We start from the raw sequence: 14,015 nt of genomic DNA, 5'->3' as shown, positions 1-14,015 counted from the left end.
CCGGGTCGTGCCCAAGCAAGCCGGAGGACATCGCATGCAGGACGTCGTGATCACGGGTGCCGCCAGAACGCCGATGGGTGGCTTTCAGGGCGCCCTTTCGGGTGCCTCTGCCGCCGAACTGGGCGGCGTCGCGATCCGCGCCGCGCTGAAGGGCGCCGGCGCGCCGGCGATCGACGAGCTCCTGATGGGCTGCGTCCTGCCCGCGGGCCAGGGTCAGGCCCCGGCGCGGCAGGCGGGCTTCAAGGCGGGCCTGAGCGAAGAGGTGCCGGCCACCACGCTCAACAAGATGTGCGGCTCGGGGATGAAGGCCGCGATGATGGCCTGGGACCGGCTGGCGCTGGGCCATGCCGACACCATCGTCGCGGGAGGCATGGAAAGCATGACCAACGCCCCCTACCTGCTGCCCAAGATGCGCGACGGGGCGCGGATCGGGCATAGCCAGGTCATCGACCACATGTTCCTCGACGGGCTGGAAGACGCCTACGACAAGGGCCGCCTGATGGGCACCTTCGCCGAGGATTGCGCCGAGGCGTTCCAGTTCACCCGCGAGGCGCAGGACACCTACGCGCTGGCCTCGCTGTCGAACGCGCTCGAGGCCGAGCGCACGGGCCTCTTCAAGGCCGAGATCGCCGGCGTCACGATCCATTCCCGCACCGGCGAGGACGTAATCACCGCCGACGAACAGCCCGGCCGCGCCCGCCCCGAGAAGATCCCGACGCTGAAGCCCGCCTTCCGCAAGGACGGCACGGTGACGGCGGCCAATTCCTCGTCGATCTCGGACGGTGCGGCGGCGCTGATCCTGTCCACCCGCGAGGCCGCCGACAGGGCCGAGGCGCAGGTGCGCGCCCGCATCCTCGGCCATGCCAGCCACGCGCAGGCGCCCAAGGACTTCCCGACCGCGCCGGTGCCGGCGGCCCGCAAGCTGCTCGACCGGCTGGGCTGGCGCGTCTCGGACGTCGACCTGTGGGAGGTCAACGAGGCGTTCGCCGTGGTGCCCATGGCCTTCATGCGCGAACTGGGCCTGCCGCGCGATGTGGTGAACGTGCACGGCGGCGCCTGCGCGCTGGGTCACCCGATCGGCGCCTCGGGCGCCCGGATCATGGTCACGCTGCTGCACGCGCTGGAATCGCGCGGGCTGAAGCGCGGCATCGCGGCGATCTGCATCGGCGGCGGCGAAGGCACCGCCATCGCGATCGAGCGCCCCTGATCCTCACCCGCAGAGCCGGCCCCGCCCGCTCACTCCGCCGAAAACCCGCAGAGCGCGAGGGGCCGGTCCCTCACGCCCACAGCAGACAAGAGGCGCGCCATGCAAGCCGATTACGCCACCCTGACCAAGACCATCGCCGCCCTCACCGAGGGCGAGACCGACGCGGTGGCGCTCATGGCCACCCTCGCCTGCGAGCTTCACCACGCGGACGACCGCTTCGACTGGACCGGGTTCTACCGCGTGACCGAGCCCGGCCTGCTGAAGATCGGGCCGTACCAGGGCGGGCATGGCTGCCTGGTCATCCCGTTCGACCGCGGTGTCTGCGGCGCCTGCGCCCGCACGGGCGAGGTCCAGCTGGTCGACGATGTCGACGCCTTTCCCGACCACATCGCCTGCGCGTCCTCGACCCGGTCGGAAATCGTGCTGCCGGTCCGCGATGGCGCCGAGCGCCTGATCGCCGTGCTCGACATCGACAGCGACCGTCCCGCCGCCTTCACCGCCGCCGACGCGACGGCGCTTCAGGCGATCCTCGATTCGGTTTTCGCGCGGCAGGCCGCCGACGCCTAGACGCTCACGGCGCCTCCGAGCAGGCAGGGCATCTCGTGGAAAGGTTCGTTCAGATCGGCGTGGCAACTCGCGCCACCGGACGACCATCCGCGCCTGGCTCGACCCGCACGCGCGCCTAGAACAAGGCCCGCCGGATCAGGTTCGCCGCCGCCACCAGCAGCACCACCAGCGTCGCGCGCCGGAATGCGCGCTGGTCGATGCGGTCCTGCACCTTGCCGCCCAGCCACATGCCCAGCACGGCCGGCACGATCAGCATGGCCGAGAACACCGCGCCGGCCCGGTCGAAAACCCCCGACAGCATGTGCGCGAAGGTCAGCGCCACCGCACCTAGGCCATAGATCACGCCCTGGATGCGCATCTGCTCGCGCTTTTCCGTGTCCATCGCGGTCAGGTACGCCACCACCGGCGGCCCCCAGACGCCCGACAGCCCCCCGATGAAGCCGGCGAAGGCGCCAATGCCGATGTCCAGCCCGCGCGTCTGGCCGCCAAGGCGCGGCTGCCAGCCCGCCAACTGCAGGCAGGCGAAGCCGGCCACCGGCACGCCGATCGCCAGCAGCATCACCTCGGTCCGCAGCACGGCGACCAGCTGCGACGAGATCAGCAGCGCCACCAGTCCAACCAGCAGGAACAGCCGGAACCGCGTGATCGAGCCCGCGGCCGCCCGCGGCCCCTGCCGCAGCGCCTGCATCCCGTTGGTGACCAGCGTCGGCAGGATCAGGCCCGCCAGCGCCACCTCGGGCGCCAGCACGCTCGACAGCCCCGAGATCATGATCATCGGCATCGCGAAGCCGACGACGCCCTTGACCACGCCCGCCAGCAGCGTGATGCCCAGCGAAAGTGCGATTGCAAGCGGCGTCAGATCGGGAAAAGGCAGGTCCATTCCTGCGCTTTACCTTGCGTCTTCGCCCGCCGCATCCGCAAAATTACGACGCAAGAACCGGAACATTAAGAGGCATCATTCGCAAAAAAGTTGCGCTGCACCTGCGAAGGCGCTAAGCCGGGACCCGACAGGAAAAGGACGAGATCATGGCCGACGGACAAAGCCTCGACACCCCTGAAACCGACGCGATCCTGCCCGACCTGCTGTCGCTGACCGCGGCGGCACTGCCCGCGGTGGAAGGCATCTTCGCCGCCGCCCGCGACGCGGTGCGCGCGCGCGTCACCGAAGGCGGCCGCGTCTCGGGCGCGCTGATCGAGGCGGAGCAGACCTCCGCCCACGGGCTTGCCTGGCTGGCAACCTACCTCGAGTCGCTGCGCCAGATGCAGGCCTGGGCGCAGCGCCTGACCGAGCAGGGGAAATTCGGCGAGGTCGAGGCGCTGATCCACCAGATCGCCTTCGGCGAATACCTGTCGCAGATCGCCGGCGGCATCCAGATGAACCAGGCCGAGATCGTCCGCCTGCACGACCTCGGCCTCGACGCGGACAAATCCGCCGCGCTGGTGACCGATCCGGTCAAGCGCCTGATGACCGAAGCCAACAGCCAGGCCGCCCGCACGCGCCTCGTGGCGCTGATGCAGGACCGCATGGCCGAGATCACCGTCGGCCATACCGGTCTCGACGACGAACTCGGCATGATCCGCGAGCAGTTCCGCCGCTACGCCACCGACCGCGTGATCCCCCACGCCCACGACTGGCACCTCAACGACGACCTCATCCCGATGGAGATCATCGAGGAGCTGTCGGAAATGGGCGTCTTCGGCCTGACCATCCCCGAGGAATTCGGCGGCCTGGGCCTGTCCAAGGCATCGATGTGCGTCGTGTCCGAGGAACTCTCGCGCGGCTATATCGGCGTCGGCTCCCTCGCCACCCGGTCCGAGATCGCGGCCGAGCTGGTCATCGCCGGCGGCACGCAGGCGCAGAAGGAAAAGTGGCTGCCGGGCCTCGCCTCCGGGGAAATCCTGCCCACCGCCGTCTTCACCGAACCCAACACCGGCTCGGACCTCGGCAGCCTGCGTACGAGGGCAACGCGTGACGACAACGGCGACTGGGTGCTCAACGGCAACAAGACCTGGATCACGCACGCCGCGCGCACCCACGTGATGACCGTGCTCGCGCGCACCGCGCCCGGCACCGACGACTACAAAGGCCTGTCGATGTTCTTGGCCGAAAAGACCCCCGGCACCGACGAAGAACCCTTCGTCGATCCGGGCCTGTCCGGCGGCGAGATCGAGGTGCTCGGCTATCGCGGCATGAAGGAATACACCGTCAACTTCGACGATTTCCGCGTCGCCGGCGACAACCTGCTGGGCGAAACCGAGGGTCGCGGCTTCAAACAGCTGATGGAGACGTTCGAGAGCGCCCGCATCCAGACCGCCGCCCGCGCCATCGGCGTCGCGCAATCGGCACTGGACGCCGGGATGCAATACGCGCTCGACCGCAAGCAGTTCGGCCGCAATCTCATCGACTTTCCGCGCGTGTCCGGCAAGCTGGCGATGATGGCCGTCGAGATCATGATCGCGCGCCAGCTGACCTACTTCTCGGCGTGGGAGAAGGACCACGGCCGTCGCTGCGATCTCGAGGCCGGCATGGCCAAGCTGCTGGGCGCCCGCGTCGCCTGGGCCGCGGCCGACAACGCGCTGCAGATCCACGGCGGCAACGGCTTCGCGCTGGAATACCCGGTCAGCCGCATCCTGTGCGACGCGCGCATCCTCAACATCTTCGAGGGCGCCGCCGAGATCCAGGCCCAGGTCATCGCCCGCCGCCTGCTGGGATAGGCGCCACGAATATTTCGCGTCCAGCCCCCGCGCGCCCGTGCAGGCTCTTGCGGGGCCGCCCGGACAGGCATACTTTCGACAGACGCGACGGCGCCGACGGGCGCCGCGCGCGGCTCATCGAGAGTCATCGCCCTGGCGACGGGCACCAGGCCCGCCAGGCAACCCTGATTTTCCTGAGGATACGGCCCGTCCGGCATGTCGCCGGACCGGATTCACCATGCGAGGTCGTGATGGGAAAAGGCAACAACAGGCGCGGAAACAAGGAAGTGAAGAAGCCGAAGCAGGAAAAGGCAAAGGTCCTCGCGACCGCCAATTCTGGCGCGGTCAAACCGCTCTCGCTGGGCGAGAAGAAGACCCGCTAGAGCCTCGGCCGGGCGGGCGCCGCGGCCCCGCCCGCCCCCTGCCCGGCCTGCTTCCCAGGAAGCCCGGTCCGTCTCTACGCTTCGCGACCTGCTCTTGCGCTCGGCGCCGCCCTCGACAGGAAATGCGCGACATTCGCGCTGTCCATCGGGCGCGCCAACCCGAAGCCCTGCAGAAAACAGCAGTTCATCTCCTGCAGGATTTGGATATGCGGATCGGTCTCCACGCCCTCCGCGACGACCCTGATCCCGAGCATGTGCCCGATCCCGATGATGGTTCTCACCAGCTCCCGTTGACGCTCGGAATCGACGATCGGTCGAATGAGAGCACGATCGATCTTGAGCCTCGCCGGGGCGATCTCCAGAAGACTGGCAATGGACGCATGGCCGCTGCCGAAATCATCGATCTCGATGCTTATTCCCAGTGCGTTTATCGCGGCGAGGTTTTTCTCGATCACCTCGTTCCGCGCATCCAGGAACGTGGATTCCAGCAATTCGAACGACAATATGCCCGGCGGCAGGTCCAGGGTGCCCAGTTGCTCTCCAAGCATCGGGTCTTTCAGCCTGGTCGCCGAGACGTTCACCGAGACCGGCGGCACGTGAAGCCCGGCGTTGTGCCACGTCCGGATGTCGTGCAGGGCCCGGCGCAGCACCAGATCGTCGAACTCCGGCAAGATCCCCATGTCTTCCGCGACAGGCAGGAACTCCTGCGGCATCATCAGGCCGAATTTCTCGCTCTCCCACCGTACGAGCGCCTCAAGGCCGCTGACTTCCAGCGTGACGGCATCGAATTGCGGTTGGTAATGGCAGGTGATCTCGCCTTTCTCGACGCCGGCGGTCAGCGCGTCGAACGACCTCTTCCGCCTGCGCGCTTCCTCTTTCATCGAAGACGAGTAGAAGCGGTAACGCCCCCGACCGGCCTTCTTGGCTTCGTAGAGCGCGAGATCGGCGTTGATGAAGAGGTTTTCGTCGAAGTCGCGCGGGCTTGCGCATCTCGCGATCCCGATGCTCGTGCCGATACTGCATTTCTGCGCGCCATAGTGGAAGGGGCGCGACATCTCCAGGATGAAGTCTTCCGCGACAAGTTGCAGGGCCTGATCGTCCGGGGCATCGAACAACAGCACGACGAATTCATCCCCACCGACACGGGAGACGAGGGCCTTGTCAGGTGCCTTTCGCATCAGGACATCCGCGGCATGTCTAAGCGTCGCATCGCCCGCATTGTGCCCCAGCGTGTCATTGATCTGCTTGAAATGGTCGATATCGAAATGCAGCACGGCGACGGCCCCGCTGTTATGCCGGGCATTCTCCAGATAGACCTCGTCCAGCTTCCTGCGATTGGCGAGCCCCGTCAGCGCATCGTGACGGCTTTCGTGCTCGAGCAGCGCCCTCGCTCTTTCCAGCTCCTCGGCCTGCAGCTTGTCGCGGGTGATATCGAAATTCACGCCATAGTAATGCGGGCCCGATCCAAGATCGTCGACGTATTTCGCCCGCGCCCTGATGTGGATCGTTTCTCTCTCGGCGGTGAGCACGCGGTAATCCCGGGCGATATCCTGTCGTTTCGCGACGCAGTCACTCAAGTACGGGTATATTTCGGCGCGATCGTCGGGATGAACGAATTGCAGCCAATCGTCTCCGGGCCTGTTGTGGATCCCGTCCTTGATGGCCAGCATTTGCAGCATGCGGTCGTCCCAATAGGCCTGCCCGGTTTCGACGTTCAACTCCCAGCGTCCCATACCCGCAGCCCCCATGGCCACGTCCAGACGTTGCGCCATCCGCTGGCTTTCAAGCTCGACCGTCTTGATGTCCGTGATGTCGGTGTCGGTTCCGACGATGCGCACCGGCAACCCTTCGGCATTCCGGCGCACAACCCGTCCGCGGCTCAGGAACCAGACCCAGTGCCCGTCCTTGTGCCGCTGACGGAACTTGTAGTTGATGACATCGGTTTCCCCGCTGTCGATCCGCTGCCACTCTTCGACGATATGGGCAACGTCGTGCTCGTGAACCGTCTTCAACCAGGCTTCTGTGTTGGTGTGAATATGATCGTCGGCGCTCATGCCACGCAGGTCACGCCAAGTCTTTGACAGATGGTGCCGGTTGAGTTCGAAATCATGGTCCCAGACGGCCTGGTTCGCACTCAGGACAGCGGTTTCCCAGAAGGGCTCGCCCTCGGGTTGCCTGGCGCGATCGTCGGGGACGTTCGAGAGTTCGGTGCCGTCAGGCCTCTTCATCGACTATTCCCGCTGGCGGACTCGATGCCCGGCAGTGACAAGAGGCGCTGACTGACGGCAGTGATCCTCTGTCGCGCCGATGAAGAAGTGCCGGCACGCATGATGGACGTGATCAGCGGGTCCGTGCAGGCGCCGCTCTTCATTCGTTCCTGGCGCATCGGTCACGCTCCAAACCCATCATGGATATATGAAAGTGACATTAAACCAGTGTTACCACGCAAAACGTTAATCGAATCTTGTTGGTCAGGCGCAACGCGAAGCCGGGCGCGGACCTGTGTCGGGTTCGACACGCACCGGCGCAGGATTGCACGCTGCCTTTCGCGTCCTTCCGCCCCGCGTGCGGAACGCCCGCGCGACGGCGAAACCGACCATTGCCGCCGAAGGCGGACCGAGCCGACACGTCTGCACGCCGTTCCCTCGCTCAAAAAGCGCAGGCGCGATGCGACCGGTGCCGGCGCGGCTCGGGATCCCGGAACGTTAACGCGCGGTGAATCCGTCTCTGCAAGCCATTGATTTCGCTAGGTCACAAGGGTGTCCCACCGTGGGACACCCGCTTTCACCCCCGCAGCGTGCCGCCCGTGGCCTTGCCGACCTTCTCGACGATCTTCGCGGCCACGGCCTCGATGTCCTTCTCGGTCAGGGTCTTTTCCACGGGCTGCATCCGCACCGTCACGGCCAGCGATTTCTTGCCCTCGCCGACGCTGCCGCCGATGAACTCGTCGAAGATCCGCACGCTCTCGATCAGCGCCTTGTCCGCCCCCGCGGCCGCGTTGACCACGTCCAGCGCCTGCACGTCCGCATCGACCACGAAGGCGAAGTCCCGCTCGACCGGCTGAAGATCCGCCAGCGTCAGCGCCGCCCGGGTCGAGCCCGATTTGCGCGGCAGTGGCACCTCCTCGGGGAACAGGGTGAAGGCCACTGCCGGCCCCTTCACGTCCAGCGCGCGCAGCACCTTGGGGTGCAACTCTCCGAAGACGCCCAGCACCTTCTTCGGTCCCAGGCAGAAGCGCCCGTGCCGGCCGGGGTGCCACCATTCGGGGCCCTCGCGCAGCACCTGCATCTTCGCCGGCGCGCCGATCGCGGCCAGCACGGCCTCGGCATCCGCCTTGGCGTCGAACAGGTCCACCGGCCGCGATCCTCCATGCACGTCCTTCGGCCCGGTTCGCCCGACCAGAAGCCCTGCAACCTGCAGGCGCTGCTCGCCCGGCTCGCCGCCGAAGAAGGCCTGGCCGACCTCGAACAGCGCCAGGTCCATGAACCCGCGCGCCTGGTTGCGCGCCGCCGCCCGCAGCAGCCCCGGCAGCAGGTCGGGGCGCATGTGGCTCATCTCGGAACTGATGGGGTTGGCAAGCATCGTCGCGTCGTCGCCGCCGCCGAACAGCGCCGCCGCCTCGGCATCGATGAAGCTGTAGGTCACGCATTCGTTGTAGCCCAGCGCCGCCGAGGTCCGCCGCGCCGCCTGCTCGCGCCGCTGCATCGGCGACAGGATCGGCTTCGGCACGCCGGCCCGCGCGCGCGGCATCGGCTTGCCCTCCAGCTTGGTCAGCGAGGCGATGCGCGCCACCTCCTCGACCAGGTCCGCCTCGCCCATGACATCGGGCCGCCAGGACGGCACATGCGCCATGTCGCCCTCCAGCCGGAAGCCGAGTGCCTCCAGAGTGGCGCGCTGCTCGGCCTCGGGAATGTCCATGCCGACGAGGCTGACAACCCGCGCCGGGTCCAGCCTGTAGGCGCGGTCGGTGTGGGGCGCTACGCCCGCGACCGTGACCTCGGACGCCTCGCCGCCGCACAGCGAGAGGATCATCGCCGCCGCATCCTCGACCGCCTGGCGGTTGTAGGCCGGGTCGATGCCACGCTCGTTGCGATACCGCGCGTCCGAGTTGATCTTGAGCCCACGGCCCGCATGCGCGATCTGCACGTGGTCCCAGACGGCGGCCTCGAGGAAGACGTTCACCGTCTCCTCGGTGCAGCCAGTGGCCAGCCCGCCCATGATGCCCGCGATGCTCTCGATCCCGTTGTCGTCCGAGATCACGACCTCGCCACCGTGGAAGGCGTATTCCTTCTCGTCGAGGCCGGTGAGCGTGGCGCCCTCGTGCGCACGGTGGATGCGCAACCTGCCGGCCACCTTGTCCGCATCGAAGACGTGCAGGGGGCGGTTGCGATCGTAGGTGAAGAAATTCGTGACATCGACCAGCGCCGAGATCGGCCGCAGCCCGATCGCCCGCAGGCGGTCCTGCAGCCATTTCGGGCTGGGTCCGTTCTTCACGCCACGAAGTAGGCGGCCGGCGAAGACGTGGCAGCCGTCCTTGGCGTCATCCTCGATCGTCACCGCCACCGGGCACGGGTAGGTGCCCGGCACGCTCTCAGCCTTCAGCGGCTTCAGCGTGCCCAGCCCCCGCGCAGCCAGATCGCGCGCGATGCCGTGCACGCCCAGCGCATCGGGCCGATTCGGGGTAATGGCGATCTCGATCACCGGGTCGACCTTCGCCGGATCGTTCTGCGCCAGCCAGTCGGTGAAGCGCTGGCCGATCTTGCCCGAGGGAAGCTCGATGATCCCGTCATGCTCCTCGGACAACTCCATCTCGCGCTCGGAACACATCATGCCGTGGCTCTCGATGCCGCGGATCTTGCCGACCTGGATCGTCGTGTCGATGCCGGGCACGTAGGTCCCCGGCTTGGCCACGACGACGGTGATCCCCTCGCGCGCGTTGGGCGCACCGCAGATGATCTGGCTTTCGCCCGTGTCGGTCTGCACGGTGCAGACGCGCAGCTTGTCCGCGTCGGGATGCTTCTCCGCGCGCAGGACCTTGCCGATGGTGAAGGCCGACAGCCGCTCGGCCGGGTTCTCGACGCCCTCGACCTCAAGGCCCAGGTCCGTCAGCGCGTCGGTGATCTCGTCCACGCTTGCCGTCGTGTCAAGGTGGTCCTTCAGCCAGGAAAGGGTGAATTTCATCGGTCGGGTCCTATCAGGTCGGTCGGGCGCATCGTGCCCGCGGCAATCGGCAGGGCCGTGTCGGCCCGAAACTCAGCGGCTCAGCCCGCCATGCAGCGTCGGCACGTCCAGCGAGGCGAAGCCGTAGTGCCGCAGCCAGCGCAGGTCGCTGTCGAAGAAGGCGCGCAGGTCGGGAATGCCGTATTTCAGCATCGCAATCCGGTCGATCCCCATGCCGAAGGCGAAGCCCTGCCATTGCGATGGATCGACGCCCGCCGCCTGCAGCACCTTCGGGTGCACCATGCCCGAGCCGAGAACCTCCATCCAGTCGTCGCCCTCGCCTATGCGCAGCTGGCCGTCGACCCAGGAACACTGGATGTCGACCTCGGCCGAGGGTTCGGTGAACGGGAAATGCGAGGCGCGGAACCGGGTCTTGATCCCGTCCACCTCGAAGAACGCCGAGAAGAACTCCTCGAGCACCCATTTGAGGTTAGCCATCGAGATGTCGCGGTCGATCGCCAGCCCCTCGATCTGGTTGAACATCGGCGTGTGCGTCTGGTCGTAGTCGGCGCGGTAGACGCGGCCCGGCGCGATCACGCGGATGGGCGCGCCCTGCTTCTCCATCGACCGGATCTGCACCGGGGAGGTATGGGTGCGCAGCACGTGCGGCGGGCGGGCGTCGCCCTCGGCGCGGTGCATGTAGAACGTGTCCATCTCGGCCCGCGCCGGGTGGTGGCCGGGAATGTTCAAAGCGTCGAAGTTGTACCAGTCGCTGTCGATCTGCGGGCCTTCGGCCACGGCGAAGCCCATGTCGGCGAAGATCGCGGTCACCTCCTCGGTCACTTGGCTGATCGGGTGGATCGTGCCGGCACGCCGGGTCCGGCCCGGCAGCGTCACGTCCAGCCATTCAGCCTGCAGCCGCTCGTTCAGCGCGGCATCGCCCAGCGCGGCCTTCTTGGCGGCCAAGGCGGTGTTGATCTCGTCCTTCAGCGCGTTGAGCGAGGGGCCGGCCGTCTGGCGCTCCTCGGGGCTCATCTTGCCAAGTTCGCGCATCTTCAGGCTGATCTCGCCCTTCTTGCCGACGGCCTGCACGCGCAACGACTCCAGCGCGCCCTCGTCCGAGGCGGCACCGATCAGGTCGAGATACTTCTTCCGCAGGTCTTCCATCGCACGCTCCATCCCGGTCGGGCGCTAGCTACCATACGGGCGGGAAGGTGCAAGCCTGCCGCTCGCCGTGGCGCAGACCTCACGCGGCCGGGCGCCAGCGGCCCGGACTCCGCCGAAGGCGGAAACGGGCTGAACCGGCGCGGGGCGCAGCCCCGCCCCTTCTGGCAACACGCACGAAAAAGGCCGCGCCCGGCAGGCGCGGCCATCTCATTCGACAGGGGCTGAACGGCTCAGGCCGCCAGCGCGCCCTTCGCCTGGTCGACGATCGCGTTGAACGCCTCGGGCTCGTGCACGGCGAGATCGGCGAGGACCTTGCGGTCCACCTCGATCCCGGCCAGCGACAGGCCGTTGATGAAACGCGAATAGGTCAGGCTTTCGTCATGCATGCGCACGGCGGCGTTGATCCGCTGGATCCACAGCGCGCGGAAATTGCGCTTGCGGTTCTTGCGGTCGCGCGTGGCGTACTGGTTGGCCTTGTCGACCGCTTGGGCCGCGACCTTGAAGGTGTTCTTGCGACGGCCGTAATAGCCTTTCGCCGCCTTGATGACCTTCTTGTGACGTGCGTGGGTGACGGTTCCGCCTTTGACTCGGGACATCTGTTATCCTCCTTCTCAGCGGTCGTAGGGCATGAAGCCCTTGATGATCTTGGCGTCGGGTTCGCTCAGGACAGTCGTCCCGCGCGCGTCGCGGATGAATTTCTTGGTGCGCTTGATCATGCCGTGGCGCTTGCCGGCCTGGCCGGCGATGACCTTGCCGGTCGCGCTCACCTTGAAGCGCTTCTTGGCGCTCGACTTGGTCTTCATCTTGGGCATTTCGGTCTCCTTCTCGTTCGACCCGCATCGCGCGACTCGGCATGCCACTTCGGCCGGCCGCGCGGATCAGAGGCGCCGTATAGGCACATGCGGCGCGCTTGGCAAGCGGGGGACGGCCCGATTCCTCGGCCAGTTGCCCCCCAAGGCCGATCAACCGGGATCGGTGCGGTAGATCAGTCGCTCGTCGCAGGGCGCGACGCGCAGGATGTTCGTGGTCCCGCTGGTGTTGAAGGGCACCCCGGCGGTGACGACGATCTGGTCGTGCACGTCGGCATAACCCTCGGCGCGCGCGGCGCGAGCTGCGTTGACCACCGCCTGCTTGAAGCGCTCCAGCTCGCCGGTCATCACGCAATGCGTGCCCCAGGTCAGCGACAGTCGCCGCGCGGTGCCTCGCAGGCTGGTCAGCGCGATGATCGGCACCCAAGGCCGTTCGCGCGCGACCAGCGCTGCGGTCCCGCCCGACGAGGTAAAGCAGCAGATCGCCTTGATGTCGGTCGCCTCGGCGATCTGCCGCGCGGCGGCGACGATTCCGTCGGCCACCGATTCGCGGTTGGCCATGCGGCTCGACTCGATCACCTCGGCATAAGTCGGGTCGTTCTCGACCTCGCGGGCGACGTTGTCCATGGTGGCCACCGCTTCGATCGGGTACTTCCCGGCCGCGGATTCCGCCGACAGCATTATGGCGTCCGTGCCCTCGTAGATCGCGGTGGCGACGTCGCTGACCTCGGCGCGGGTGGGCATCGGGCTCTCGATCATCGACTCGAGCATCTGCGTCGCCACGATCACCGGCTTGGCCGCGGCGCGGCACTTGCGGACCAGGCGCTTCTGGATCGGCGGCACGTTCTGCACCGGCAGCTCGACGCCCAAGTCGCCGCGCGCGACCATGATGCCATCCGACGCGGCCAGGATCTCTTCAAAGGCCTTCACGGCGGCGGGCTTCTCGATCTTCGACAGGATGGCCGCGCGGCCGCCGCACAGCTCTCGCGCCTCCTCGACGTCGGCGGCGCGCTGCACGAAGGACAGTGCCAGCCAGTCGACGCCCAGTCCCGCCACGAACTCCAGATCCTTGCGATCCTTTTCCGACAGCGCCGCCAGCGGCAGCACCACGTCGGGCACGTTCACGCCCTTGCGGTTCGAGATCGTGCCCCCCGCGATCACGGTGCAGTTGGCGTGATCCTCGGCGCATTCCTCGACCCGCAGGCGAAGCTTGCCGTCGTTGACCAGCAGGTGCGCGCCGGGTTCCAGCGCGGCGAATATCTCGGGATGCGGCAGGCAGACCCGCTCCTGCGTGCCCGGCGTCGGGTCGAGGTCCAGCCGGAAGGATGCGCCCCATTCCAGCTCCTCGGCGCCGTTGGCGAACTCGCCCACCCGCAGCTTCGGGCCCTGCAGGTCGGCGAGGATGGCGATCGGGCTGTCGAGGTCCTTCTCGACCTGCCGTATGATCGCGTGACGCTCGGCGATCTCGGCATGCGTGCCGTGGCTCATGTTCAGGCGGAACACATCCGCCCCGGTCTCGTGCAGTTGGCGGATCATTTCATAGGTCGAGGATGCCGGCCCCAGCGTGGCGACGATCTTCACTCTTCGGTTGCGCTTCATGTTCCTGTCTCCTTGCCCGGCATTTCGGACGACCGCGCGGCACCGCGCCGGTGCCCTCGCACGGCGCAAGCGGTCGCCAACGATGTTCGCTTGGCCACCATTTTCATTCGCTTTGCGCCGGTTTCAACCTAACGAACCCATTCCTTGGCCGCGTTAACGCTAACGATCTTCGCTTCCCGGTAGCACGGCAAGCGCCATAACCGCAATTCCCATTGCCGAGGCGACGTCCTATGCCGCCTGGCCAAGGACGAAGATGCCGTCACATACACCGCCTAGCACCTCGAAAGCGAGGCCCGACAGGGGCCGCGGCATAGGAATCCGCTGCTCGACATCCTGTCCGAGTGCCCCGATATGACCAGCAGGCGCGGGCCGCGCACCGCCGGAACGCGCACCGACAATCGCAGACCCGACACCCGCAAAGGAGTGACA

11 protein-coding genes are annotated in these 14,015 nt (G+C 67.1%); 4 read left to right on the top strand and 7 right to left on the bottom strand.

Annotation, left to right across the window (positions count from 1 at the left end):
- Positions 1-34: 34 nt before the first annotated feature.
- Positions 35-1,207, top strand: coding sequence for a thiolase family protein (locus BLW27_RS06970; protein WP_089881400.1), 1,173 nt, complete (start codon positions 35-37; stop codon positions 1,205-1,207).
- A 99-nt stretch (positions 1,208-1,306) separates the two neighbouring features.
- Positions 1,307-1,774 carry a GAF domain-containing protein gene (locus BLW27_RS06965; protein WP_089881397.1) on the top strand — a complete coding sequence of 156 codons (468 nt, stop codon included), beginning with the start codon at positions 1,307-1,309 and terminating at the stop codon, positions 1,772-1,774.
- 115 nt (positions 1,775-1,889) lie between these two features.
- On the opposite strand, the gene BLW27_RS06960 is transcribed toward BLW27_RS06965, so the two are convergent.
- Positions 1,890-2,654: a sulfite exporter TauE/SafE family protein gene (locus tag BLW27_RS06960; protein WP_089881394.1), complete on the bottom strand. Its 765-nt coding sequence runs from the start codon at positions 2,652-2,654 to the stop codon at positions 1,890-1,892.
- 146 nt (positions 2,655-2,800) lie between these two features.
- On the opposite strand from BLW27_RS06960, the gene BLW27_RS06955 reads away from it, so the two are divergent.
- On the top strand, positions 2,801-4,489 hold the full coding sequence (locus BLW27_RS06955; RefSeq protein WP_089881392.1) for an acyl-CoA dehydrogenase family protein: 1,689 nt from the start codon (positions 2,801-2,803) through the stop codon (positions 4,487-4,489).
- A gap of 230 nt (positions 4,490-4,719) precedes the next feature.
- Positions 4,720-4,851 carry a hypothetical protein gene (locus BLW27_RS21935; RefSeq protein ID WP_281242727.1) on the top strand — a complete coding sequence of 44 codons (132 nt, stop codon included), beginning with the start codon at positions 4,720-4,722 and terminating at the stop codon, positions 4,849-4,851.
- A 74-nt stretch (positions 4,852-4,925) separates the two neighbouring features.
- Here BLW27_RS21935 and BLW27_RS06950 read toward each other — a convergent pair whose 3' ends face one another.
- The 6 genes from BLW27_RS06950 to pyk form a co-directional block, all read right to left on the bottom strand.
- Positions 4,926-7,079: a putative bifunctional diguanylate cyclase/phosphodiesterase gene (locus BLW27_RS06950; protein WP_089881389.1), complete on the bottom strand. Its 2,154-nt coding sequence runs from the start codon at positions 7,077-7,079 to the stop codon at positions 4,926-4,928.
- A 556-nt stretch (positions 7,080-7,635) separates the two neighbouring features.
- Positions 7,636-10,032 carry a phenylalanine--tRNA ligase subunit beta gene (gene pheT, locus BLW27_RS06945; protein WP_089881386.1) on the bottom strand — a complete coding sequence of 799 codons (2,397 nt, stop codon included), beginning with the start codon at positions 10,030-10,032 and terminating at the stop codon, positions 7,636-7,638.
- A 72-nt stretch (positions 10,033-10,104) separates the two neighbouring features.
- Positions 10,105-11,178 carry a phenylalanine--tRNA ligase subunit alpha gene (pheS, locus tag BLW27_RS06940; RefSeq protein ID WP_089881383.1) on the bottom strand — a complete coding sequence of 358 codons (1,074 nt, stop codon included), beginning with the start codon at positions 11,176-11,178 and terminating at the stop codon, positions 10,105-10,107.
- A gap of 230 nt (positions 11,179-11,408) precedes the next feature.
- Positions 11,409-11,774 carry a 50S ribosomal protein L20 gene (gene rplT, locus BLW27_RS06935; RefSeq protein ID WP_089881379.1) on the bottom strand — a complete coding sequence of 122 codons (366 nt, stop codon included), beginning with the start codon at positions 11,772-11,774 and terminating at the stop codon, positions 11,409-11,411.
- Between the two features lie 15 nt (positions 11,775-11,789).
- The gene (gene rpmI, locus BLW27_RS06930; RefSeq protein ID WP_089881376.1) at positions 11,790-11,990 is read right to left on the bottom strand and encodes a 50S ribosomal protein L35; all 201 of its coding nucleotides are present in this window, start codon (positions 11,988-11,990) and stop codon (positions 11,790-11,792) included.
- 150 nt (positions 11,991-12,140) lie between these two features.
- Positions 12,141-13,586: a pyruvate kinase gene (pyk, locus tag BLW27_RS06925; protein ID WP_089881373.1), complete on the bottom strand. Its 1,446-nt coding sequence runs from the start codon at positions 13,584-13,586 to the stop codon at positions 12,141-12,143.
- Positions 13,587-14,015 lie beyond the last annotated feature (429 nt).

It is taken from the genome of Citreimonas salinaria (assembly GCF_900107235.1).
Lineage (GTDB): Bacteria > Pseudomonadota > Alphaproteobacteria > Rhodobacterales > Rhodobacteraceae > Citreimonas > Citreimonas salinaria.
The sequence above is the reverse complement of the archived record's forward strand: the minus strand, read 5'-3'. Positions and strand labels throughout refer to the sequence as shown.

What these genes read in the sequence shown, in the direction of transcription:
- BLW27_RS06970 (WP_089881400.1), top strand. Translation starts at nt 35, where the DNA reads ATGCAGGACGTCGTGATCACGGGTGCCGCCAGAACGCCGATGGGTGGC.
- BLW27_RS06965 (WP_089881397.1), top strand. Translation starts at nt 1,307, where the DNA reads ATGCAAGCCGATTACGCCACCCTGACCAAGACCATCGCCGCCCTCACC.
- BLW27_RS06960 (WP_089881394.1), bottom strand. Translation starts at nt 2,654, where the DNA reads ATGGACCTGCCTTTTCCCGATCTGACGCCGCTTGCAATCGCACTTTCG.
- BLW27_RS06955 (WP_089881392.1), top strand. Translation starts at nt 2,801, where the DNA reads ATGGCCGACGGACAAAGCCTCGACACCCCTGAAACCGACGCGATCCTG.
- BLW27_RS21935 (WP_281242727.1), top strand. Translation starts at nt 4,720, where the DNA reads ATGGGAAAAGGCAACAACAGGCGCGGAAACAAGGAAGTGAAGAAGCCG.
- BLW27_RS06950 (WP_089881389.1), bottom strand. Translation starts at nt 7,079, where the DNA reads ATGAAGAGGCCTGACGGCACCGAACTCTCGAACGTCCCCGACGATCGC.
- pheT (WP_089881386.1), bottom strand. Translation starts at nt 10,032, where the DNA reads ATGAAATTCACCCTTTCCTGGCTGAAGGACCACCTTGACACGACGGCA.
- pheS (WP_089881383.1), bottom strand. Translation starts at nt 11,178, where the DNA reads ATGGAAGACCTGCGGAAGAAGTATCTCGACCTGATCGGTGCCGCCTCG.
- rplT (WP_089881379.1), bottom strand. Translation starts at nt 11,774, where the DNA reads ATGTCCCGAGTCAAAGGCGGAACCGTCACCCACGCACGTCACAAGAAG.
- rpmI (WP_089881376.1), bottom strand. Translation starts at nt 11,990, where the DNA reads ATGCCCAAGATGAAGACCAAGTCGAGCGCCAAGAAGCGCTTCAAGGTG.
- pyk (WP_089881373.1), bottom strand. Translation starts at nt 13,586, where the DNA reads ATGAAGCGCAACCGAAGAGTGAAGATCGTCGCCACGCTGGGGCCGGCA.